Annotated in this window: 19 protein-coding genes and 2 pseudogenes; 7 read left to right on the plus strand and 14 right to left on the minus strand. The window is 47.6% G+C overall.

Going from position 1 to position 22,801, the window contains the following annotated elements:
- Nucleotides 1-67: 67 nt before the first annotated feature.
- The 3 genes and pseudogenes from EDM52_RS06370 to EDM52_RS06375 all read right to left on the minus strand — a co-directional run.
- Nucleotides 68-758 (minus strand): annotated as a pseudogene (locus EDM52_RS06370) (YitT family protein).
- Nucleotides 759-870: 112 nt separating this feature from the next.
- Nucleotides 871-1,032, minus strand: a complete 162-nt coding sequence (locus tag EDM52_RS25820; RefSeq protein ID WP_477021204.1) for a hypothetical protein — start codon at nucleotides 1,030-1,032, stop codon at nucleotides 871-873.
- Nucleotides 1,006-1,257, minus strand: a pseudogene (locus tag EDM52_RS06375) (alpha/beta fold hydrolase); the annotation flags it as partial. The pseudogene EDM52_RS06375 and the gene EDM52_RS25820, both read right to left, overlap by 27 nt.
- Before the next feature lie 166 nt (nucleotides 1,258-1,423).
- Between EDM52_RS06375 and EDM52_RS06380 the strand changes: the two are divergent.
- The 3 genes from EDM52_RS06380 to EDM52_RS24525 are packed head-to-tail and all read left to right on the plus strand — an operon-like array spanning nucleotide 1,424 to nucleotide 6,036.
- Nucleotides 1,424-3,031 (plus strand): SWIM zinc finger family protein, encoded by a 1,608-nt coding sequence (locus tag EDM52_RS06380; RefSeq protein ID WP_122908200.1) that lies wholly within the window; start codon nucleotides 1,424-1,426, stop codon nucleotides 3,029-3,031.
- Nucleotides 3,028-5,886 (plus strand): DEAD/DEAH box helicase, encoded by a 2,859-nt coding sequence (locus tag EDM52_RS06385; RefSeq protein ID WP_122908201.1) that lies wholly within the window; start codon nucleotides 3,028-3,030, stop codon nucleotides 5,884-5,886. Before EDM52_RS06380 ends, EDM52_RS06385 begins: the two co-directional genes overlap by 4 nt.
- A gap of 9 nt (nucleotides 5,887-5,895) precedes the next feature.
- Nucleotides 5,896-6,036, plus strand: a complete 141-nt coding sequence (locus EDM52_RS24525) for a hypothetical protein (RefSeq protein WP_183184875.1) — start codon at nucleotides 5,896-5,898, stop codon at nucleotides 6,034-6,036.
- A gap of 16 nt (nucleotides 6,037-6,052) precedes the next feature.
- On the opposite strand, the gene EDM52_RS06390 is transcribed toward EDM52_RS24525, so the two are convergent.
- The gene (locus EDM52_RS06390) at nucleotides 6,053-8,323 is read right to left on the minus strand and encodes an EAL domain-containing protein (protein WP_122908202.1); all 2,271 of its coding nucleotides are present in this window, start codon (nucleotides 8,321-8,323) and stop codon (nucleotides 6,053-6,055) included.
- 266 nt (nucleotides 8,324-8,589) lie between these two features.
- On the opposite strand from EDM52_RS06390, the gene EDM52_RS06395 reads away from it, so the two are divergent.
- Nucleotides 8,590-10,038, plus strand: coding sequence for a SulP family inorganic anion transporter (locus tag EDM52_RS06395; protein ID WP_415783025.1), 1,449 nt, complete (start codon nucleotides 8,590-8,592; stop codon nucleotides 10,036-10,038).
- Nucleotides 10,039-10,224: 186 nt separating this feature from the next.
- Nucleotides 10,225-11,463 (plus strand): MFS transporter, encoded by a 1,239-nt coding sequence (locus EDM52_RS06400; RefSeq protein ID WP_122908204.1) that lies wholly within the window; start codon nucleotides 10,225-10,227, stop codon nucleotides 11,461-11,463.
- 85 nt (nucleotides 11,464-11,548) lie between these two features.
- Here EDM52_RS06400 and EDM52_RS06405 read toward each other — a convergent pair whose 3' ends face one another.
- Both EDM52_RS06405 and EDM52_RS06410 read right to left on the minus strand, forming a co-directional pair.
- Nucleotides 11,549-12,310 carry a DeoR/GlpR family DNA-binding transcription regulator gene (locus tag EDM52_RS06405; RefSeq protein ID WP_122908205.1) on the minus strand — a complete coding sequence of 254 codons (762 nt, stop codon included), beginning with the start codon at nucleotides 12,308-12,310 and terminating at the stop codon, nucleotides 11,549-11,551.
- Between the two features lie 160 nt (nucleotides 12,311-12,470).
- A complete protein-coding gene (locus tag EDM52_RS06410; RefSeq protein ID WP_122908206.1) occupies nucleotides 12,471-13,973 on the minus strand; it encodes an L-fucose/L-arabinose isomerase family protein in 1,503 nt (500 codons plus the stop codon).
- Nucleotides 13,974-14,092: 119 nt separating this feature from the next.
- Between EDM52_RS06410 and EDM52_RS06415 the strand changes: the two genes are divergently transcribed.
- A complete protein-coding gene (locus EDM52_RS06415; protein ID WP_122908207.1) occupies nucleotides 14,093-14,965 on the plus strand; it encodes a helix-turn-helix transcriptional regulator in 873 nt (290 codons plus the stop codon).
- Nucleotides 14,966-15,046: 81 nt separating this feature from the next.
- On the opposite strand, the gene EDM52_RS06420 is transcribed toward EDM52_RS06415, so the two are convergent.
- The 3 genes from EDM52_RS06420 to EDM52_RS06430 all read right to left on the minus strand — a co-directional run bounded on the left by EDM52_RS06420 (nucleotide 15,047) and on the right by EDM52_RS06430 (nucleotide 17,557).
- On the minus strand, nucleotides 15,047-15,256 hold the full coding sequence (locus EDM52_RS06420) for a hypothetical protein (RefSeq protein ID WP_122908208.1): 210 nt from the start codon (nucleotides 15,254-15,256) through the stop codon (nucleotides 15,047-15,049).
- A gap of 83 nt (nucleotides 15,257-15,339) precedes the next feature.
- On the minus strand, nucleotides 15,340-16,173 hold the full coding sequence (gene eutC, locus EDM52_RS06425) for an ethanolamine ammonia-lyase subunit EutC (RefSeq protein ID WP_122908209.1): 834 nt from the start codon (nucleotides 16,171-16,173) through the stop codon (nucleotides 15,340-15,342).
- A gap of 22 nt (nucleotides 16,174-16,195) precedes the next feature.
- Nucleotides 16,196-17,557 (minus strand): ethanolamine ammonia-lyase subunit EutB, encoded by a 1,362-nt coding sequence (locus EDM52_RS06430; RefSeq protein WP_122908539.1) that lies wholly within the window; start codon nucleotides 17,555-17,557, stop codon nucleotides 16,196-16,198.
- Between the two features lie 349 nt (nucleotides 17,558-17,906).
- Here EDM52_RS06430 and EDM52_RS06435 point away from each other — a divergent pair, with 349 nt between their 5' ends.
- Nucleotides 17,907-18,398, plus strand: a complete 492-nt coding sequence (locus EDM52_RS06435; RefSeq protein WP_245996610.1) for a GyrI-like domain-containing protein — start codon at nucleotides 17,907-17,909, stop codon at nucleotides 18,396-18,398.
- A 46-nt stretch (nucleotides 18,399-18,444) separates the two neighbouring features.
- Here the strand turns inward: EDM52_RS06435 and EDM52_RS06440 are convergent, their stop codons facing one another.
- From EDM52_RS06440 to EDM52_RS06460, 5 genes are all read right to left on the minus strand, one after another.
- The gene (locus tag EDM52_RS06440; protein WP_122908210.1) at nucleotides 18,445-20,019 is read right to left on the minus strand and encodes a long-chain-fatty-acid--CoA ligase; all 1,575 of its coding nucleotides are present in this window, start codon (nucleotides 20,017-20,019) and stop codon (nucleotides 18,445-18,447) included.
- Between the two features lie 98 nt (nucleotides 20,020-20,117).
- Nucleotides 20,118-20,336 (minus strand): hotdog family protein, encoded by a 219-nt coding sequence (locus EDM52_RS06445; RefSeq protein WP_245996613.1) that lies wholly within the window; start codon nucleotides 20,334-20,336, stop codon nucleotides 20,118-20,120.
- 35 nt (nucleotides 20,337-20,371) lie between these two features.
- The gene (locus EDM52_RS06450; RefSeq protein ID WP_122908212.1) at nucleotides 20,372-20,749 is read right to left on the minus strand and encodes an FAS1-like dehydratase domain-containing protein; all 378 of its coding nucleotides are present in this window, start codon (nucleotides 20,747-20,749) and stop codon (nucleotides 20,372-20,374) included.
- Between the two features lie 39 nt (nucleotides 20,750-20,788).
- Nucleotides 20,789-21,604 (minus strand): SDR family NAD(P)-dependent oxidoreductase, encoded by an 816-nt coding sequence (locus EDM52_RS06455; RefSeq protein WP_122908213.1) that lies wholly within the window; start codon nucleotides 21,602-21,604, stop codon nucleotides 20,789-20,791.
- A gap of 20 nt (nucleotides 21,605-21,624) precedes the next feature.
- The gene (locus EDM52_RS06460) at nucleotides 21,625-22,800 is read right to left on the minus strand and encodes an acyl-CoA dehydrogenase family protein (RefSeq protein ID WP_122908214.1); all 1,176 of its coding nucleotides are present in this window, start codon (nucleotides 22,798-22,800) and stop codon (nucleotides 21,625-21,627) included.
- Nucleotide 22,801: the final 1 nt, after the last annotated feature.

Here is a 22,801-nt window from a genome sequence, read left to right on the forward strand (position 1 = left end):
CTCTCCTTTTCTATTCCCGAAAAAACGAACTCCGTGCAGCTATGGTTTATTCGACCATCAATCTTGCCTAATGAATATTCTTCTTCTTGAATTGTCCTCCGCTGACGTCGTGAATGGTTCCCATCGCAAGAAAGGAAGAAGGGTCCAATTCCTCCACGATCTCTTTTAATTTGGTATGCAATCAGAGAGTACATCGCCCGATTCCATCCAAAAATAAAGCCTGCACTCCCCAGTATAAAGATGTTGAAAAACATGACCATTTCTCCTACTGAGAATGGACTTTTTTTGTTCATGAGGATCGCTACAATTTCCGTACCATCCAGTGATCCTCCAGCTCGAATGACCAAGCCAACCCCGATCCCGATTGTAATGCCGCCGAAAACCGCTGACAAGAGCAAATCATGTGTCAAGCCAGGGACGTCATGAAGCCAGGCTGTACCCACTGACATCACTGCCACACCAAACAATGTAGCAAAGGCAAAGGTTTTGCCGATCTGCTTGTACCCAATCATCAAAAAAGGCAGATTCAGTACAAATAAAAACAGCCCCAGCTTCATCCCGGTCAGATGTGACAGCATGATGGAAATCCCAGTAACGCCACCATCAATGATTTTGTTGGGTACAAGGAAAATTTCCAATCCGACAGCGACCAGTAGGGCTCCGACCATGATCGTGATTGCTTTCAACAAGATCCTTCGCTTCGGCGCTCGTTTATGTACGTTATGCAAAGAGGGAGTCTGCGCAACCGAATGATCCATCCTTACCATCCTTACCTCGATAATTTCCATGCACTTCCATGATTCCCCTGTTCCAATTAAAATAGCCAACTCGTGTAATAACAAGCTGGCTTTCCTCTCCATGTTTCGCTAACTACCCGATAAAGTGGGCAAGCTCTTTAAACGGACAAATCTGATCCAAAACTCCGTGAAAGATTGCAGTCGGCACATGGATTTTAGGCAAGTCAGAACGCAGATCCTCGTCTCGCAAGGCGAGGAGCCCTTGCGCCATCACAGCACGTATATCATCAGCCATACGGTCATAGGTATATCCTGTCCAAGGGCGATCCGACTTCCCGTACCCGCGTAAATCTACGCCAATACAGCGTTATCCCATTTTAGGCAATTGATCAAATTGATATTCATACATTTCATGATTAACCGGCCATCCATGTATGAAGAGGATCAGTTTTCCGTTCCCAGGATTGATATCCTCGACATAAAGATTGATATCTCGCTCTACCGTGATGTAATAGCCCATGCGAACTCCTCCATTTCTCTCTTTTCGTGGTGTAGCCTACCTGTAGCATATGAATACCAGAAACAGGAGGAACTTCGATTGCAAAAATACACTTAGATACTGGGCAGATGACGTCCTTTTTGGGTTATAATGGTGGGATGACACTTTGTACGGAGGACCTGACGAGATGTTGCAAAGAGAGCTTACACGAGAACAAGCCATTCAGACAGGCGAGCACATACTCGATTTGATGGAAGGTCACATTCTGGAACGAGGATATACGTATTTTTCGAATGGAGTCGTGTTTAACACCCGTGTGGAGGATGGCAAGCTTTTAAAGAGCGATGTACAGGGTACGCAGATTTATCATGTTTCCCTTCATCTCGATGTGGTTCAGGAAAGTACCTGCACGTGTCCTTACTCCAGACTCTGCAAGCATATAGCTGCCACTTTTTTTCAAATGTATAGCGTTTTTGATAACCCTCGTCATTATTTAACTCGTGCGCAGCAGCCCAGACTGGCTAAATACTCGCCGCCCATGCTTGCGCCCGCCTTTAAAAGCGGAATCCGAAACTTAACACAAAGCGAAACATCTGAAAGCTTGCATTCTCCCCTGCAGCCAGAATCAAGCGTCAATCAATGGTGGACATTCTTTGAGAGCTGGACGCGCAACTTGTTCGCTGCTATGGAAAGCTTTCGCGCTTCCTCTGAATTGCTCTCAAGCTATGAAAACATCCTGGGAATTGCATCAAAATGGCCGGAAAATCGTGCGCAGCTCTTTGCCGTGCACGCTACGCTCTTTCATCTGTTGAAATTGCAGGAGTTCGTCCAAACCAAACGCCAGTCCTACTGGTTTCACGATTTGTCTCAGACTGCTGAGCGCTTGCTGTTGCAGCTAGAGGGCATTCTCTACTATTTGGATGCTCAGCAGCTTTTTGCGACAGATCTAACGGACCTGGAGGAAACCAAGAATCTGGTCCAGACATGGAAATACATGGAGCCTACCTCTCTTTATTGGAGTTATGCTTATCAAATGCTCTGGTGGGAGCTGCTGCAAAAGCCGGAATGGACAACAGAAGAAGCGAATGAGCTGAATAGGCTGATCCATCTTCCTGAGACTACAGATGCAGAGAAGGAAAAATACCGCATGCTTCTCGGACATTTTCTTGTGATGATGAAAGAAGATCAAGCTGCTTTGGACATCTGGCTACCAAACGAACGCTTGAGTCTGACGTTTTATCTACCGTATGTAAAATCATTTGCTCGCAATAACGACTGGCCTCGTTTCCTTGCGTGGATCGATCGACTGGAACGTCTGGTCGGCGAAGCAGATGCTCAGCATTATCGTCTTGTTACAACTGTATGGCGAGAAGCGATGAGGCAACTCGGACGCGGTCAAGAATGCGGGAAAAAGCTCAAGAAGTTTTTACCAGGAAGTTTTCAGGAATACGCGAGCTATCTGTACGAGAACCAGCAATATAAAGATTGGGTGGACTTGCAGCTCTCCTATCGGGTTCCCTTTACAGACATTCAGGCTTGGCAAATCAAACAAGTCGAAGAGGCTGCTCCTCACCTGTTGTTCCCCTTTTATTTGCAGGAAATCAATCGACTGATCGGAGAACGGAGCAGGACTTCCTATAAAGAGGCGATCAAGCTGCTAAAAAAGGTGCGTTCCATATACAGCAAGGTCAATCAAGAAGCTCATTGGGGAAGCTATCTGGATCAATTATCAACCAAGTATAATCGGTTGCGAGCTTTCCAAGAGGAGTTAAGGAGAGGAAATCTGAATCTATGAGTAAGGTGATGACACTCAATCTTGATGCGAAACAGATGGCAGATGGCACTTTCCTGATTACCGGAAAAGAATCGTATGAGCACCCAATAGATACTGAGGAGCTGGCACGAATCCTTTTTGCCTGGGATGAAAAATCGTACTACGGTACGTTCATTCAAAAAACGGATGAAGGCTTGGTACTCAGCGCGAAGGAAGCCTTCACCTTATTTTCTAACCCCAAGTGGCTTAGCCACGTTACTTACTCCTTTAGCGATACATATCAGGAATATAACCAAACGGCTCAACTCATCCATCGAAGTCTGGCAAACCGAGCGATCATTCCTGATCTGTTGCAATGGCGAAAAGGCCGCCCTGGTTGGAAGCTGAAGGAGCAAGACGTCGCCTTGCCCAGCTACGCCAGCCTATGGCTATCCCTACTACTCGAAGAAATGATGTTTGGTGAAGGGGAAGTAGCTCGCGCATGGGAACAGCTACAATCTCATTTTCCTGCGCTCACCATGACCGGCGAGGAGCTGTCCCCTCATCTGCGGGAGCAGGAGTGGCTCCAGTCGATCGGCTGGCTTCCCGATCTCACTCCCTTTCGTACCTGTCTGCAGATTACAGAAGCTGAAGATACGTTTGGAGACTGGTCATTACAATATTACCTGCAGGATCGTGAAAAGCCAGACCAGCTATTTATGATTGAACCCTCCTATTTCACTGTGGAAGGTGGCAGTCTAGCCGATATTCCAGAGGCGTGGCGGGAGCATTGGAGCCGATTCTTGAACGATTTGCAAAAGTGCAAGGAGATTCTCCCCTGGTATGCTGCTCGGGAAACGGGCTCAACTCCCCTCACCCAACTGAACAACGAGCAAGCATGGCTTTTTTTAACCTCCAGCAGTCTACAGTTGGTTCAAGCAGGAATTCACGTCTTCCTCCCAGCATGGTGGGAACAGGTTAGGCGTATCAAACCTCGACTGAAGGCCAAAGTAAGCTCGTCAGTTGGTACTTCCCGCCAGTCGTTTTTGGGTATCTCTCAAGTCATGGATTTTGAGTGGAAGCTCGCCCTTGGCCCCGTGGAATTAAGCGAAGATGAATTTGAGTCATTGCTCAAGCAAAAGCAGCGCCTGATGAAAATCAGAGGTCACTGGGTACAATTAACCCCTGATTTATTTCAACAATTGCAGGAAACCTTGAAGAAAAACAGAGGTAAACAGCATTTATCCCTGCGTGATGTGATGAAGCTGCATTTGACCGCTACTCCGGAAGGGCAAGATGCGGATACCTTGCTGGATACAGACGAACCGTACTCCTTGTCCGTAGAAGTGGAATTGAACAAACAATTGCTAGACCTGATGACACAGCTCCAGGGAATGACTAGCATCCCGCTCTCCCCTCAGCCTGCGACGTTTCGGGGAACGTTGCGAAAATACCAGCTTGAGGGTAGCTCATGGCTTCTTTTCTTGCGCCGTTTTGGACTGGGAGCCTGTCTTGCCGATGATATGGGATTGGGTAAAACGGTTCAATTCATCACGTATTTGCTTCAACTAAAAGAAAATCAAGAGACGCAGACTCCTTCTTTACTCATCTGTCCCACATCGGTGATCGGGAACTGGCAGAAAGAACTGGAACGGTTTGCCCCCACCCTGAATGTGTATATTCACTATGGCAACCATCGAAAGAAGCGGGAAGCATTTTTGCCGGCAGTCGATGGGACTGATCTGGTCATCACTTCGTATGCGCTCTCTCATTTGGATGAACAGGAGCTGTCTGGCATCCAGTGGAATACCATCTGTCTGGATGAGGCACAAAACATCAAAAATGCTTATACAAAGCAAGCTTCCGCTGTTCGCGACCTGCGTGCCCATCATCATATTGCCTTGACTGGTACGCCTATTGAAAACCGCCTAACCGAATTATGGTCGATCTTTGATTTTTTAAATCCTGGGTATCTGGGCAGCTTGGGCGAATTTAACCAACGCTTCGTGATACCGATCGAACGCGATCAAAATAAAGAATTGATTGCTCAAGTACAGCGATTGATCCAGCCCTTCTTGCTGCGTCGCGTCAAAACTGATCCGTCCATTCAATTAGATCTGCCTGAAAAAAATGAGCAAAAGGAATATGTTCCATTAACTGCCGAACAAGGCGCTTTGTATGAAACAACTATCCAGGAAATGTTTGCGCGTGTGGAAAACTCTACGGCAATGGAACGTCGTGGCCTCATATTGACCACACTTACACGACTGAAGCAGCTCTGTGATCACCCCGCGCTCATCCTAAACGAGGTCACGACAGCAGATGACGTTCAGCGTTCCCATAAACTGGAACGATTGTTGGAGCTGATTGGGGACATCCGGCATAAGGGCGAACGCTGCCTGATTTTTACCCAGTACATTGCAATGGGATCCATGCTCCAGCGTATTCTTACCCGGGAAGGCTACGGTCCCGTTTTCTTCCTAAATGGATCCACCAAAAAGGAAAAGCGCGATGAGATGATTGAGCTTTTTCAGGACTCAACCCTAACGGATCAGGAACGTGGCGCCATTTTCATCCTCTCCCTGCGCGCGGGAGGTACCGGACTGAACCTGACGGAAGCCAATCACGTGATTCATTTGGATCGTTGGTGGAATCCGGCTGTCGAAAATCAGGCCACAGATCGAGCCCATCGCATCGGACAGAAGCGCAATGTTCACGTGTACAAATTTATATCGCTTGGAACCATCGAAGAGCGTATTGATGAAATGATTGACCGAAAGCAATCGTTAAGCCAGCAGATCGTAGGCAACAGCGAAAACTGGATCACGGAGCTGACGAATACAGAGCTTCGCGAACTGTTCACCCTGCGGCATGATTGGATGGATACGAGGGGGTAGGTGAAACCGTTGAATCAACAACCAGAAAAAGACGATCACGCTCAAGAGGAGCCCATGAAAAATCCAACTTTGCCGGAAGCATGGGTGCGCTTCTTGAATGCCATCCAAAAAGAAGTTGGCCAGCTCCCTGAAGCTGAAAAGGAATCTTAAATGACAACAGGTCCGATCATAGATTTGATCGGACCTGATTTATGGGGAAATATACGTCTACTGTAGTTCCTTGATTCGGACTGGAGAAAAAATGGATAACCCCTTGATGATATTCAATGATTTTGTAACTAATCATTAATCCAAGACCTGTCCCCTTTTCCTTCGTGCTGTAAAAGGGTTCACCCAAACGATGGAGCCGCTCTTCACTCATCCCGCACCCTTGATCTACAATACGAATGAGAACTTGATCATCCCCTTCCAGTCGTTGAATGATGCGGACGACGCCCCCATTCGGCATGGAATCAATCGCATTGGATATCAGTGTAACGAAAACATGCCTGATCTGGCTGGAATCACACCAGATACTGACGGGTTCCGTACATTCATTCACGATACATACCTGTCCTTGCTTTGCCTTTTCATCAAGATCAGAGATCGCTTGTAGCAGAATGTGTGAGATATTTGACGCCTCAAAATGATTCGACTGCCTCTGGGTCAAAAAGATAAATTCGCGCAAAATTTTTTCAAGCTGATGAAACTCCGCCAGCATAATATCGAAATACTCCTGTTTACTGTGTTCTCCTTTTAACAGTTGAACAAATCCTTTGATGGATGTGACAGGATTTCTGATTTCATGGGCAAGAACGGCTGCAAGATGACCGATCACCGATAACGTTTCTGTTTTTCGGATAAAATCCTCGACCTGTACTTGATACGTAATATTACGAACAACCAGAATGACCTTCTCTACGTTTCCATCTTCACTCATGACGGGTGTACCTTTCGCTTCCAGAATGAGATTGGAACCGTCTCGATGTATACTTGAAAACTTGATATGCCGAGCTTGCTTTTGATTGAATATTTCGGCAATTATACTGGACATTTTTTCCTTATGCTCCGCAGCTACCATAACCAAAACATGATGCTCTTTCATTTCTTCGTGTTTATAGCCAAGGACGGAAAAAACGGCTGGAGATGCGTATGTGATGCTACCCTGATGATCGAGAACGCAAACCAAATCCGACATGTTTTCTGTTATCAACCGGTAATTGGCTTCGCTCTCGCGCAAAGCCTCCTCTGCAATTTTTCGCTCTGTTATATCGACACAGTAAGCAACCACTTCCTTTACCTGATCCTGCACGTACATCGCACGCAGACAAGCAAGATAGTGTACGCCGTTTAGCGCCCCTTCATAATTGACATTTTCCTCGCCATTCCATGCTCTTTCGATATATCTGATTTTTCGATCGGCATCCTGCGCCGATAAAAAATCAAACAATTCTTTGCCGACGACTTGTTCGGGAACCAATCCAAGTCTGTAGAGTAATTCCCCTTCGCATAGCGTGATGATATAACGATCCTCGTTTTTTATCGTGGTAAAGGTCATCCCCTGTTGCTTTCGCAAGGTTTGGAGCAGCTTTTGTCTGGCCAGACATAAAGCCTCAAACATGACAGACTGCTTTTGCTTATCTTCTTCCCAAGTGGATTGAAGCAAGACTTGCTGCTGTTCCAAGATCCGCCGCATTTCCTCTGCAGAGACTGGAACACTGATCAAATAACCTTGTACCAGATCACACATGTTCTCTTTCAACATCTCCATGTGTTCATCCGTTTCCACACCTTCTGCAACGACTTGCAGGCGGAGGCTTCTGGCAATGGCAATGATCGTTTTCGTGATACTGATTTCGTCTGTTTTGCTTTCATGGATCAATGACTGATCCATTTTTAATTTATCGATGGGCAGCCGCTGCAGATCACGGATCGAACTGTAACCGGTGCCATAATCATCAATACTGATCTTTACACCGAGTTGTTTCAGTTTCTGGATGACTACGAGTGAATGCATGGCATCCACGATCATGCTCTCCGTAATTTCCAGCTCCAGATATTGCGGGTCCAATTGACTCTCTTCCAGAGCAGATTGAACCGTATGTACTATATCCGTTTCCAGGAACTGAACGGCAGATAGATTGACTGCCATGACAATCGGCGGTAGGCCAGCTGTTTGCCAAGCCTTGTTCTGCTTGCATGCCGCTCGCAACACCCAATCTCCCATAGGAACAATGGCGTGACAGGCTTCTGCAAAAGGAAGAAAAGCATGCGGCAGCAAGTACCCTTTTTCAGGATGTTCCCACCGAATCAACGCTTCAACTCCGATCAATTCCCCTGAAACTAATTCGATTTGAGGTTGGAAGAGGAGCAAGAATTCCTGTTGTTCCAGTGCGCGTATAAATTCCTCTTCCTTAATCTGCGCACCCAACAGCTCGTTGGCATTTGGACTGAACAAAACGAAACACTTCCCTCCTCTTATTAAATTCCAATTTTCTCTTTCCTTTACTTTAAAATAAGAAGTGCAAGCCTGTCTAGCGTCCGATTAAGTGTAGTTACCGCTTCTCCATAAAAACCGCTGAAACGTGTATTGCAGGTAAATTGTAATTTCGGGTAGAAAAAATTTGTTTTTTTCCCTATAATCAAGCTCTGGATATAACGGCCCCGACTTTTCTGAAAGGGGAAAGTCAACACTTCACTGAGAAAGAGGTTATGGTATTGAATATGCAACACTGGAAAAGCGAATGGTTCAGCAATGTGAGAGGGGATGTATTAGCTGGCATTACAGTTGCTCTCGCATTGATTCCGGAAGCCATCGCCTTCTCCATTATTGCCGGCGTTGATCCGATGGTGGGTATTTACGCTTCCTTTTGCATTGCGGTGACCATCGCCTTTGTGGGTGGACGACCAGGCATGATTTCGGCTGCTACAGGAGCAATGGCACTCCTGATGATCACACTGGTAAAGGAACACGGGATTGAGTATCTATTTGCAGCAACCGTATTGACTGGTATTTTGCAATTGGTTTTTGGAGCTTTGAAAATTGGAAGGCTCATGACCTTTGTTCCCCATTCCGTGGTGATTGGATTTGTCAACGCCCTGGCCATCCTGATCTTTATGGCCCAGCTCCCACATTTTCTAGGAGCATCGTGGATCATGTATGCCATGGTGGCAGCTACTCTGGCCATCATTTACCTGCTTCCACGACTGACCAAAGCGATCCCATCTGCTTTGTTTGCTATTATCGTGATGACCGCAATCGCAATGATATCGGGATGGGATTTACGGACAGTAGGCGATATGGGAGAGATTACGCGCGCCCTGCCACTGTTTCACCTGCCCGCTGTACCGCTTACTCTGGAAACGTTGCTCATCATTCTCCCCTACTCCTTTCCTTTGGCATTGGTTGGAATTCTGGAGTCCTTGATGACTGCTTCTATCCTGGATGAAATGACGGATACGAACAGCAACAAGAATACAGAGGTCAAAGGACAAGGGATTGCAAATGTCATAACCGGGTTTTTCGGAGGTATGGCGGGATGTGCCATGATCGGTCAATCCGTGATTAACGTCAAGTCAGGTGGTAGAGGAAGACTTTCCACGCTGGTTGCGGGAGTATTTTTACTCTTCCTGATTCTTGTACTGGGAGATATCGTCAAACAAATTCCGATGGCAGCATTGGTTGGGGTTATGATCATGGTATCGATCGGAACGTTTGATTGGCGCTCACTCGTGGATATGCGCAAGGTACCGGTTGGGGACTCGTTTGTCATGCTGACCACGGTTGTCATCGTTGTACTCACCCATGATCTCGCAAAAGGCGTGATCAGTGGAGTGGTCTTGAGTGCGGTTATCTTTGGATGGCGGATGGCTCGCCTGCACGCTTCGACGTACATCAGTGACACGGGTGAAAAAGTGTATGTCATTAAAGGACAGCTGTTTTTCGGTACGATGACACATTTTTTCGACCAATTTCAGTTTCAGGAAGATCCTGAACAGATCATCATTGATTTTAGCCGCTCTCACGTATGGGACCATTCGGCAGTAACCGCCATTACCAAGGTAGCATCTAAATATGCACAGCTAGGGAAACAAGTGAACATCTCTGGGCTTAATGAAGAAAGCAAGAAACTGGTGGATCAGATCGGAATATCTGTCCCTTCCGCTCACTAAAAGCAAGACCTCCTCGCACCTGAGGAGGTCTTTTCTGTCTTCCTTTTGCTTTTGCCATATAGATTTACTTATTTCATTTATGCTTTAGTACGATCACTATTCTTGATTGGTCAGCCTTTCCGTACAGTGTTAGAATGATCACAATAGTATTTCCTGCTTTTTTACAGCAAAGGTTGTGACGGAAGGATGAATTTTTCCTGGAAACGTAATTTGTTTGTACTATGGCTAGGCGTCTTTTTTTGTAGCACGGCGTACACGATCTCGATCCCGTTCTTACCGATTTTTCTCCACACCTCGATGGGTATCAACGAAAATCTGGAGCTTTGGGCTGGTATTTCCTTCGGCATTACTTTTCTCGCTAGTGCGATGATTTCGCCTTTTTGGGGATCCCTAGCAGACAAATACGGACGAAAGCCCATGTTGATCCGCTCCGGATTCAGCCTGGCGCTCCTTTATTTCTTGACCTATTTCATTACGGATCCCTACTTGTTCATTGTCCTGCGCATCTTCCAAGGACTGCTCGCTGGGTACGTTCCTGCCTCAATTGCCCTTGTCGGTACCAATACGCCTGAAAAGGATGTCGGCTATGCGCTTGGAGTCATGGCTACTGCTGGTGCAACGGGCAGCATTATTGGACCACTTGTCGGAGGATTTGTCAGTCATCTATGGGGAAACCGAGAAGCTTTTATCTTTTCTGGATTTGTCGTACTGGTTGCTGCACTGATTGCCACTTTCTTTGTCAAAGAAACCAATTTCAACCGCACCGGCCCGCGCTCGAAAGTACGTGAAGACTTGCGTGCTGCTTGGGCAAATCGCTCCCTGATGTCTATTTTAGGGGTCAGCATGCTGGTCACCTGTTCAGTCATGCTGCTTGAGCCGCTGTTGACGGTTTATGTATTGCAACTCGGCGTCAGCGAACAAGAAGCGTCTCTCAGTGCGGGTATCATTTTCGCATCCGTAGGGATCGCCACCGTCCTTGCCTCCCCTCGCTGGGGAAGATTAGGGTCCAAAATCGGATTTTCCAAGATCCTGTTCATTGGACTCATGGGCGGTGCAATCGGCAATCTGTTGCAATATTTCTTTACGGATCTGTACGGATTTGGAATTCTGCGCTTCATCTACGGCATGTTTTTCGCGGCGGTCTACCCCTCTATCAATGCGATGATTGTGAAAGTGACTGAGCCGGAGTTTCGCGGCAGAGCGTTTAGTCTGAATCAATCCTCTACACAGCTCGCAACAATGATGGGCCCGATTTTAGGTGGGATAATGGGCGGACTGATTCCGATCCGCGTGGTCTTTATCGTGAATGGCATAGCCCTGCTTGTGACAGCCATTTTGATCTATTACAAAAGTCCAGATCGCATCGCAGCGAAGGCGAAGCAAGCTTCCGTTGATTCAGCCGATCGAGAGCTTTTGGCCAAATAATCGAGTACGTGTATGCGAAAGGCGGAGGGTTTCATCACCTCCGCCTTTGCCATGCTTGAAGCACTTATTCCTTGTCCCTTGTCACTTACGGAGAAACCTTCACTTTTACGGATTTTTCCTCCAATTGGCGAATGGTCCCTTCATCGACTTCGTCATCCGTAATGATCTCATCGATTTCTGAGAGTTTGGCAAAATAGGTAAAAGCCTGGACACCGAATTTGCTTGTATCCGCCAGCAAAAAGACTTTGTCTGAAATCTCGATCATTTTCTTTTTGACTAGAGCCTGCAATTCATTCGATTCACTGATTCCGCGTTCGAGATGGACCCCTTTGCAGGAAAGAAAAGCTTTGTCGACATGATATTGATCCAATGTCCGTTCTGCGCTCGGTCCAAGATAAGAAAGGGATCGAGGTGCCAGCGTTCCACCCGTCGATATCACTTCCACCTTTTCCTTGGTGGAAAGCTCCATCGCAACCTTGATGGAGTTGGTCAATACGGTAAGCGGAATATCTGGTACGATCGCCGCCATGTACCAAGCCGTGGTGCTAGCGTCTAGAATGATCCTATCATGCGGTTCAATATAAGCAACAGCTTGTCTGGCGATCCGTTTCTTTTCCTCCATCCGTGTTACTTCACGTTCTAGATAAGGAATTTCCGGTTGCTGGTCCGCGATGCTGACTGCTCCGCCGTGGCTCCTGATTAAACGCCCCGCTTCCTCCAATCGATCCAGATCCCGACGTATGGTCTCCTCTGTCACGTTGCAAATCTCACTCAATTCTGATACTCGAATACTGCCCCTGTCGTTTACCAAACGGACAATCATTTCATGCCTCTCAGCTACAAGCATCGTCATCCTCTTTCCCGTACCTTATTGCGGACGCCACGTTTTTGTTTTGCGAGTCGACTGTTCTTTTTGATTTTGTATATCTTTGATTATACCAGTTTTACCCGCTATTACAGGAAGAAATTTGAGGATTTCTTTTGTTTTTCTTTTGTAAGCTCGTTCCCTACAGCGTAACCTGCTTGATCGACATAAGCTGAGCAACCTTTTGAAGCAGACGTGCGTGATGTCCAATCGCTAGCGCACAGTGATGTGTGGGCGCTTCCATAAACCAACGTTCCATATACTCGTCAGGATGCTGACGAAATTTCACGGGAGTCTGGGTATTGCCTATCTTCATCGTCGGTCCGTTGGTGGATTCTCCCTCACTAAATATCATCTTCAGCTTGCCTTCGCCAGTCTGTGTCAGGTTAACCGTCGTCACCGGGCCTTTTTTCACTTTTGCTTCAACCGATACACCAGTTCCCTGTTTCCCGTGATAAAGTCCCATTCCTCGCAATATCGGCTTTCCTTCTGAGATGGCCATATGGAACGGCCCGTCATGTCCCAACAGGATCGTTTCATCCTCATAATCCACGACGACGATCTCGGAGTAACTACCGCCAATCCCGAGTGAATCACAAATCTTCATCGCGATGGCTGTCTTGAGATCTCCCTCTCCTGCACAAGGAATCCCTTTTGCAGTAAGTAGCGAATGGCCCACGATGAAGCCTGCTTGCAGCTTCTCGTAAGGATTCCCAGATGCGCCGTGATAATAATAAGTCAATGCGTCCAGATCGTAATGTCGAACCAGCTTTTCCTGTGCAGCAGCTACCCTGCAAGACCATTCCAGCTGTTCGTCAGTAGGCTTTTTGGCGATCGGGTCAGACGGTGAATCACCGCTTATCGCAAACATGTCTTCTATGTCCATTCGGATCTTCTTTACTTCTGCTTCTGTTACTTCACGCAGCATTCGGTCTAAATCACACATTTCCAGCATTTCGACATGCAAGCCGATCTCTGCTTGTATCATGGCAAAGTCGCTGTACATATCCAGCATTCCGCTGTATGTGTTTCCCAGAAATCCAAAACGGCTGTGGCGCAAGGTTCTGCGTACAGCTGCTGCCTGAATCCACTCCTCGATGTGTTGCCAAGCTCGTTTGGCCTCCCAGCGATCCTTTGTCTCTTCATTCGTGACTGAAATGCTGGGTGTTTGCTCCAGTCCAAGCAAGCCGTTGATCACACGAAAAGAGATACCAGCCCGCGAAAAGGCATTGGCAATCTCCGGTACCGGACAGGCACCGCAATGCGCCAGCCATTCGCCCGTGGTAGTGAGCTCGTAATGGATTCTCGCCGCCGGCTGTAGATTGAGAATGACGACAGGTGCGGAGCAAAGCTGATGGATAGGCAAGACAGTGGAGCTGGTGCTGTAAGTAGCCGAATGGCAAAAAATGAGATCGACATTCTGGGCATTGAACCACTCGCCTGCTCGTCTGCCCTCTGCTTCTGTATCCACGAGACCGTAATAAAAAACATCTCCATACTCAGACATCCGCTTTTTTAAAAATTCCCCATAATTCGTCAATCGCTCTCGCAAGCCCGGGAACTGGCTCCAGTATGCAGCCAGTCCGATCGTGTACAGGCCAATTCTTCCTTTTTTGACAGGTTTCATTCTGTTTGAATGCTCCATTCAAGATCCCCTCCACGAGAAAATAACACCTTCATGCGTCCATTGTATTCGCTTACAATGTAAGAAACATCCCAGCATCTTGTTCGTTCATAACAGTTTATTGCCAGGAGGTGCTTGTCGTGGACAAATATGTTGAAAGGGCATCATACGATTGGACAGAAGATTCTGTGCGCTTGATCACGACTCCAAGCCAAATGGCCAAGTCAACCTTTTACTACGTTCAGGAGGTCGGTCATTTCCAAACCCAGCCCGGATATTTTACGGAGCGACAACAGCTTCATTCGTATTTGCTGGTGTATACCCTTTCCGGGTCGGGGCATCTGCATTATCAAGGAAAATCGTATGTGTTAAGCCCGCATCAGGCGTTTTTCATCGATTGTCGCGAATATCAATTTTACAAGACCGATGAAGCCTGTCTATGGGAGATCCTTTGGGTACATTTCGACGGGAGCAACAGCCGGGGATATTATGAGCAATTTGCCAAGCATGGTTCGCCGGTCGTTTCATTCGAATCAGATCAAGGAATGCCTGATCTGATTCGGCAACTGATCCATATTCACCATTATCAAGATGTCCGAACCGAGGCTTTGGCTTCCAAGGTATTGGTTGAACTGTTGACTCACTTGCTTTTGGCCACCAATCCGCCGGAGCATGCTGGCACCTTTCTGCCGCCTGTCATCGAAAATATCGTGCGAGAACTGGATCGGCGTTTTCAGGAAAAGATCTCTTTGGACGAATTGGCCAAGCAGCATGCCGTAAGTAAATTTCATTTGGTACGACTGTTAAAAAAATACACGGGATATGCGCCGAACGAGTACATCATCCATCGTCGAATCACCTATGCCAAGGAATTGCTCACCTACTCCGATCTCACCGTAGCTGCTATCGCGTTCGAGGTCGGGATCGATCACGTCAGCCATTTTATTGACTTGTTCAAAAAACGCGTGGACATGACTCCCCTCGCCTATCGAAAAAGGTGGCAGCGTCCATGACGTTCACCTTCCTTGACAAGAAAAAAATGCTGAGGGATTGGCTCCTTCAGCATTTTTTGACATGATTCTTCTACCTGCTTTTTAGACTCCCGTACGTCTGCGTTGATTGTTTGGTTTCTTCGTATGCTGGCTTTTCATTGTTTGATTGGCCGACTTTTGGTTCTGGAAGGAAGAACTCCCATTCGATTGTGCCTGTTTTTTCTCAGCCATTTTGCGCTTGATCGCTTCTTGCAGACTGATTTTTCCTTTGCCTTCGGTAGCTTCGATGTCGTTTTGGTTTGGCTCCTTCATGCGTAGCAACTCCTCATGAAAAATGGTCTATCTCCTTGTATTCTAGTGCATGATAGCAGGAACTGCCAATAGGAATCTACTTGTTATTTTGCTCGAAGCTGCGCATATTTTACACCACTTGCCTGAAAACGTAAAATTTCCTCCAGTACATCTGCTAAATATGCCCCTGCTTCGATCGGCGGAGTGCCACCGCGATGGATATTGGAGATGACGGTGCGGTCTGACTCTACGGTATGATGATCAGGCTTGTAAATCATGTAGGCGCTCAGACTCTCTGCGGTGGCAAGGCCAGGCCTTTCACCAATCAGGGAGATGACCACTTTACATTTCACGATAGAGGCTACATGATCCTGCACCCAGACACGGCCACGATGGATAAAAATCGGCTTTGCAACCTGAATTTTTTTCAAAGCCAAACCTTGCAGCAACGCTGGCAACAAGTCCGGAATGGTGGCTTCACATGCTGACGTACTAAGTCCATCGGATATGATGATTTGCACATCCTTGTTTTTTTCCCCATGCTTCTCCAGCCAACGGACCGAATCCTCTGACAAAAAGCGTCCCGAATCCAGATTCATCAAGTACTCCTGCATATCGGACGCCCTGGAATGAAGGACGGGAAGTCCCAAATCCTCAATCAAGGATGGATCAATCGTGTTCATGACTGCATCATGGGCAGCAGCTTGGTCGATCCGAAATTGCAGATAGCTCGTCGTCTTCATACGCGTACCAGCCCGCCCAATCCCGATGCGAGCAGGAGTCCTCCTCATAGCTCGCTCCAGGACTTCCGGATTATGCGGCTTTGGGACTCCCGCTTGTTTATCTTCTGGGAAATGGATGCTTTCCAGATGTTCATTTTTCTTGGATAACTCCTCTATCACTCTTTGGACCAAATGATCCAGGTTTACCTGTTTCATCCCTTGTTCCCTCCCCTGACGCTCAGTCAAAAATGGATAAGTCCCCAGCTCGCTCCGTCAATCGACCATTCTCCATGATCTCCATCTTCTCCAACCATTTCTCAAATTCGCGCAAAGGTCGAAAACCCAACAGTTCTCGCAGACTGGCGTCATCATGATAGCTCGTATCCTGATAGCTGAGCATGACATCATCTCCGCCCGGAACGCCCATGTAAAAGTTCGCCCCGCCCAATGCAGTCAGCATTCCGGCGATCTCCTGATCATTTTGGTCCGCATACATGTGATTCGTATAGGTAGGGGCTATTCCCATCGGCAACCCATGCAGTTTGCCCATGAACAAATCCTCCAGATCAGCGCGAATCATCTGCCTTCCATCATACAAGGTCTCTGGACCGATAAAGCCCGAAACATTATTCACCATAAAAGGCTTCCAATGGCGGCAGAAGCCATAGGTTCGGGATTCCAGCGTCTGCATATCAACCCCTTCATGCGAATCGAGGGATACTTCTGAGCCTTGACCCGTTTCAAAATACATGACATTGGGGCCTGAAGCGGTGCCATAGCGGAGCATCAGCTCCATTGCCTCATCGAGAATTTCTTTATTGACTCCAAATGCATCATTGGCTTTCTGCGAGCCTGCCAAGCTTTGAAAGAGGAGAGAAATGGGCGCACCACCTCGCAGGGCCTGCACCTGTGTCGAAATGTGGGCGAGGACGCAGTTTTGTGTAGGAATCTGCCAATGCTGCATAAAATCATGCGTCATCTTCAGCAGCTTGGTAACGCTTTCAACTGAATCATTATTTGGATTGATGCCAATTACGGCGTCCCCTGACCCGTATGAAAGTCCTTCTTTGATCGAAGCCATAATACCCTCTGGATCATCAATCGGATGATTGGGCTGACAGCGGAAAGCAAGTCGGCCCGGCTCTCCAATCAAGGTGTTGCAGTAAGCCTGATGACGCATCTTCTGTGAAGCTAGGACCAGGTCGATGCTCGACATCAATTTGGCAACAGCGGAGATCATTTCACTGGTTAGTCCCCGGCTTATTCGTGTAAGCTCTGGCATCCCCGATGAAAAGGATAGGATGTATTCACGCAGCTCGCCAATCGTCCATCCCTTGATTTCGTTGTAGACGGACAGATTGATGTCCTCATAAATAACACGTGTCACTTCATCCTTTTCATAGGGAATCACGGGATTCTCGTAGATATCACTCAGCATCATTTCGCTTAGAACCACTTTGGCAGCCATTCTCTCCAAGGCAGAGTTTGCTGACAGCTTGCTCATTTGATCTCCTGATTTTTCTTCACTAGCTTTCGCAAGCACCTCACGTATGGAGCCAAATTGATATTGCTGTTTACGTATCACACAGGACAGCTTCATGCAGACACCCTCTCCCATTTCTTCGATAAGTAGAAAACAGGGGACTCCCAATAAAAAAGGTGCTATTCCATGCTGACGGGATTCCATAACCCGCAGCATAAAAAAGCACCATTGCTTCGCTCTCTTCACTTTTCCCATACGATTGAACTCACAGCAAGCATTCTTCATTAAACCCGACACCGTTGTCGGCCTATAACCAAAATATTCATTTTATTACATTATAGCTGGGTTAATGACCCAATTCTACAAGTTTTCATGACAAATATTATAATTCCTCGGTTGAACTTCCTAGATAAACCCCTTATAATCTAAATAAACAGAACGTACGTTTGTATTGGAGGAGAACACATTGTCCCAGCACATCCTAGTCAGTGATCCAAAGAAGGTACAGGGATTCACATATCTTTGCCGATCAGCAAAAACAACCAATGAAGCCGAGATGAATAGCGTAGGCGTCATCCCTGCGCAATGGGACCTTTTTATCCGTGAGGGTGCACTTGAGCCTTTTCCATCCAGAAAAAGCGATACCATTCTAGCTGTTTACACGGAATATGAAACGGACGAAACGGGTTCCTATACCTTTGGAATCGGAACAGAGATCGCCCCCACTGATCCGCTTCCAGCTGGAATGACCAGCTATTGTGTGGCAGAGGGCACGTATGTCGTGTTTACTACTAGAAAAGGGCCTGTCTCCGAAATTGTGGTAGAAGCCTGGGCTTACATCTGGGAATGGTCCAAAACACATAAGCGGGCTTTCCTGACGGATTTTGAGGTCTACGATGAGCGCTGCATCGATCCTGCCAACAGTCAGGTAGATATTTATATCTCTGTTTTGGAGTAGAAAAAAACGCTCCTACTGCGATTGCGTTCACAACAGGAGCATACTCTCAATTCACTTGACGCGGCATGTCTTTCCAATAAAGGGATCTCAGATGCCGTTTCAAAATCTTTCCGGCACCACTCTTCGGCAGCTCCTCCATGAATTCAATCCTTTTCGGGATTTTGTAGCTGGCCACCCTGCCACGCATGAAATCCACTATCTCTTGCTCGGTCATCTGACTGCCTTTCTTTTTCACCACAGCCGCCAAAACGATTTCTCCCCACGTTGGATCAGGGGCACCAATCACGGCTACCTCCACTACATCCGGATGTTGATAGATGATGTTTTCTACCTCTGGCGAGTAAATATTTTCTCCCCCACTAATAATCATGTCTTTTTTACGATCCACGACATAGAGGAAGTAATCCTCGTCCAGATAGCCCATATCACCCGTGTGGTACCAGCCGTTTTTCAAGACTGCGGCCGTTTCCTCAGGCAAATTCCAATACCCTTTCATGATGTTCGGACCCCGTGCGATGATCTCCCCGACTTGGCCGACAGGAAGTTCATTTCCCAATTCATCGACGATGCGCACCTCAACGCCCATGACTGCATGACCTGCCGAAAATAGACGTCGCTGATTTTTAGACGAATCATCGAGAACATGATAATCCGGACTGAGCTGAGAGATTCCAGGAGAGGCTTCGGTCATCCCGTAGCCTTGCGTCCATTTGATGTTGGGAAACTCCTGCATCGCTCGCTTCAATAGCTCGTATGGCATCGGTGCCGCACCATAAGTCACTTTCTCCAAGGAGTGAAGGTCATACGCTTTGTAATCCGGATCGTTCAACACCATATTTAGCATGGTGGGTACCAGCAACGTATTCGTCACCTTGTATGTATCCACCGCTTTCATGAACCCTTTCGCAGAAAAGGCGCGAATCACACAATGCGAGCCTCCTGCATTGGTGATGCTGATCATGCACATGCCGTCTGCCAAATGAAACATCGGCGCAGCATGCAAAAAACGACTGTCAGGATTTTGATGATTCAGAACTCCGGCGTGATAGTAATTACTAATCAGGTTGCGATGGGTTAGCATAACTCCTTTGGCGCGGCCAGTCGTCCCTCCCGTGTAGAACAAGCCAGCTACATCGTCCTCATGCAAATCGTCAGCGTAGCGCAACGGCTGATCGGTCGCCTGCTGAATCCAGTCCTCATAGGATTCGAGCCCAAGCTCACGAATCTCCTCATCCTCTGCCAGAACGTAATGGAGCAGGGATGGCACCTCCTTTTTCAACAAGGGAGCCACTTTCACAAATTCCCGATGCAAAAAGAGGACCTTGGCACCCGAATCCTGGAGGATGTACATCAATTCTTCAGGCGACAGACGATAGTTAAGGGGAACGATCAAAGCACCCAAGGCTGTAACACCGTACATCAATTCCAGATAACGAAAGCTGTTCAACATCAATACAGCGACTCGATTTCCTTTTTGAATGCCCATCTTTTGCAGCGCTTCCTTCAATCGTGCGGATCGATTTGCCAGCTGACGGTACGTAAACTGCTTGTCACCGTCAATGACTGCGATCTTTTCCGGTCGGGTTTGGACATTACGCAATAAACCTTTTGTAATAATCATGATACAACCTCTCCCTAGTTAGGTTTGTTGAGAGCCTGAACATGATGTCAACGCCGGGTCAATCTCCCTCCATCCGTTTTGTACTCTATACGTCTACATTACGCCTTCTTGACCTCGAATAAGGCACTTACCTTCGTCTCTCCTTCTTCATTTACCGCGAATGCCTGACATTTCCAAGTGTCATCTGTCTCACCTATTACCGTTCCCTTGATGGTAATCGACTCGCCAGGACGCGTCATTGCTTGAAAGCGTACGGAAAAACGGAGCAGCTGATCGGGGTGGAACCAAACTCCGATAGCCTGACCGATGAATCCCATGATCATCATCCCGTGCGCAATGACTCCGCCAAGCCCTAGCGGCTGATCAAAACCGTTTTTCCTTGCTGGTTTTGATACGTTTTTCTTACAATGTAAAAATTCATCCCAGCCTTGCTATAAGCATTTTCCACTTCACCTGAAGCTGTAATGACATCACCTGGCCGAATTTTGCCCAAATACTCGAATTCCTGGCCGCCGTGCAAAACCTTCTCCATGTTCAACTCAAGCAAGGAAGCCATTGAAGATTCCCCACTCCAAAAGTCAATGACAGTCGCAAAGGTAGGAGGAATCGCATCCCCCGTTTGATAATCAGGATGGGAATCGCCCAAGGCAAGCGCAAACTCCTTCACTTTTCCCAGTTCTACGGTAAACGTGCTCGATGCCGTCTTCCGTCCGATCTTCTGTTCGATCATCAATGCCCCTCCTTCTATTCCTTTTCTGTCGTGCTAGGATCAGGTATAGGTCCCTCCATTGATGTGCAGGACTTGACCATTCACATAATTGGAGAGCGGCGAAGACAGATAAAAGATTCCTGCGGCGGCTTCCTTTGCATCACCTGCACGTTTTTGCGGGATCCGCTCGATGAACATGTTCCGTACCTTCTCCGGTATGCCCACGACCACACCGTCCACCGTCTCGCCGAGCTCTTTTGGTTGCGTCAGACGTGTATCGATGAAGCCGAATGCTACGACGTTGCAGTTGACATTGAATCCTGCCCATTCCTTGGCCACTGACTTGGTCAAGCCAACCACGCCTGCTTTTGCAGAGGAATAATTGGCCTGGCCTACATTGCCGCTAATCCCCGCCACTGACGAGACGTTGACAATTTTTCGATGGTGCACTATTCCTTGCTCCATTTCTTTTTTGGCGGCATCCCGAAAGTAAGGGCTCGCTTCCCGAATCAATCGAAACGGTGCGATGAGATGTATATCAAGCATAGCCTGAAATTGCTCGTCGCTCATTTTGTGTATCAGCGCATCCGAGGTATACCCGGCATTGTTGACGAGAATGTCCAGTCTGCCAAACGTGGAAACTGTCTCCTCGATAATCCCCTTGGCAAATTTCGAGGCTGTCACATCCCCGCAGTACATGATGGCTTCTCCGCCCTGCTCCCGAATGGCAGATACGACTTGCTGAGCAGGTGCTTCGTCCCGATCTGAGACGACGACTTTGGCTCCATGCTCAGCAAACATCAGCGCTACCTCACGTCCGACGCCACGCCCCGAACCCGTGACAATCGCCACTTGATCGTCCAGCATTTTACTCATCCTCTATTCCTCCATTTCCACTACAATCCCAGGTTTTTGGCGATAATGATTTTCATGATTTCATTCGTTCCGGCAAAGATCGGAGATATGGCGATATCACGGTAACGTCTGGCGATCTTGTACTCCTCCATAAAGCCGTAGCCCCCGTGAAGCTGCATGCAGCGCGGAGCCATTTTTCGTGCCATATCTGTAATCCACCACTTCGCCATGGAAACCTGCGTGACGATGTTTTCTCCATTCATATGGCGCACGATCAAATCATCGACGAAAGTGCGCCCCAGCTGCACCTCTGTTGCCATCTCGGCAATTTCAAACTGTGTGTTCTGAAACGTACTGATCGATTTGCCAAACGCTTGTCGTTCCTTCACGTATTGCATGGTGATTTGCAGCATGTCTTCGGCAGATACAATCGCTCCAATCGCCGCAAGCAAGCGTTCCTGCTGAAGCTTGTGCATCAAGTAATAAAAGCCTTTTCCTTCTTGACCCAGCAGATTTTCGACCGGTACCCTGCAATCCTCAAAGATCAGTTCTGCTGTATCCTGGCTGCGAAGACCTACTTTTTTCAATTTTCGTCCCCGGATAAAGCCTGGCATTCCCCGCTCGACCAGCAGGAGACTAATTCCTTTATGTCCAGGGGTCACCTTGGTATCCGTCTTGACTGCTACGACGATCAGATCAGAATGGATGCCATTGCTGATGAAGGTTTTTTGCCCGTTTACGATGTAATGGTCGCCATCGCGCACTGCTGTCGTCCGAATTCCGGCTAGATCTGATCCCGCTCCTGGCTCTGTCATTGCGACCGCAGTGACGATTTCTCCAGAAATACATTTGGGCAGATATTTTTTCTTTTGTTCCTCCGTTCCGAATTCCTCCAAATAAGGGACGACGATGGAGGTATGAATCCCTGGTCCTCCTAATCCGCCTACTCTGCCTGCCTCTTCAGCCAGAACGATCTGGAAGCCGAAGTCCAGACCAAGCCCGCCGTATTCCGGTGATACCTGCGGGCACAGGAATCCCAGCTCTCCCATTCGATCCCAAAAAGAACGCGGGACGATTTCGTCCTCCTCCCATTGATCGAGATGGGGAACGACTTCCTTATCCAAAAACTTCCGAAGGGCTTCCCGAAACATGAGGTGCTCACTGTTGTAATAAGGCTTGGAGACTTTATTTCCATCAAATGAAGTCGTTGCAGACATG

The sequence above is a fragment of the Brevibacillus invocatus genome, assembly GCF_003710915.1.
Taxonomy (GTDB): Bacteria; Bacillota; Bacilli; order Brevibacillales; family Brevibacillaceae; genus Brevibacillus; species Brevibacillus invocatus.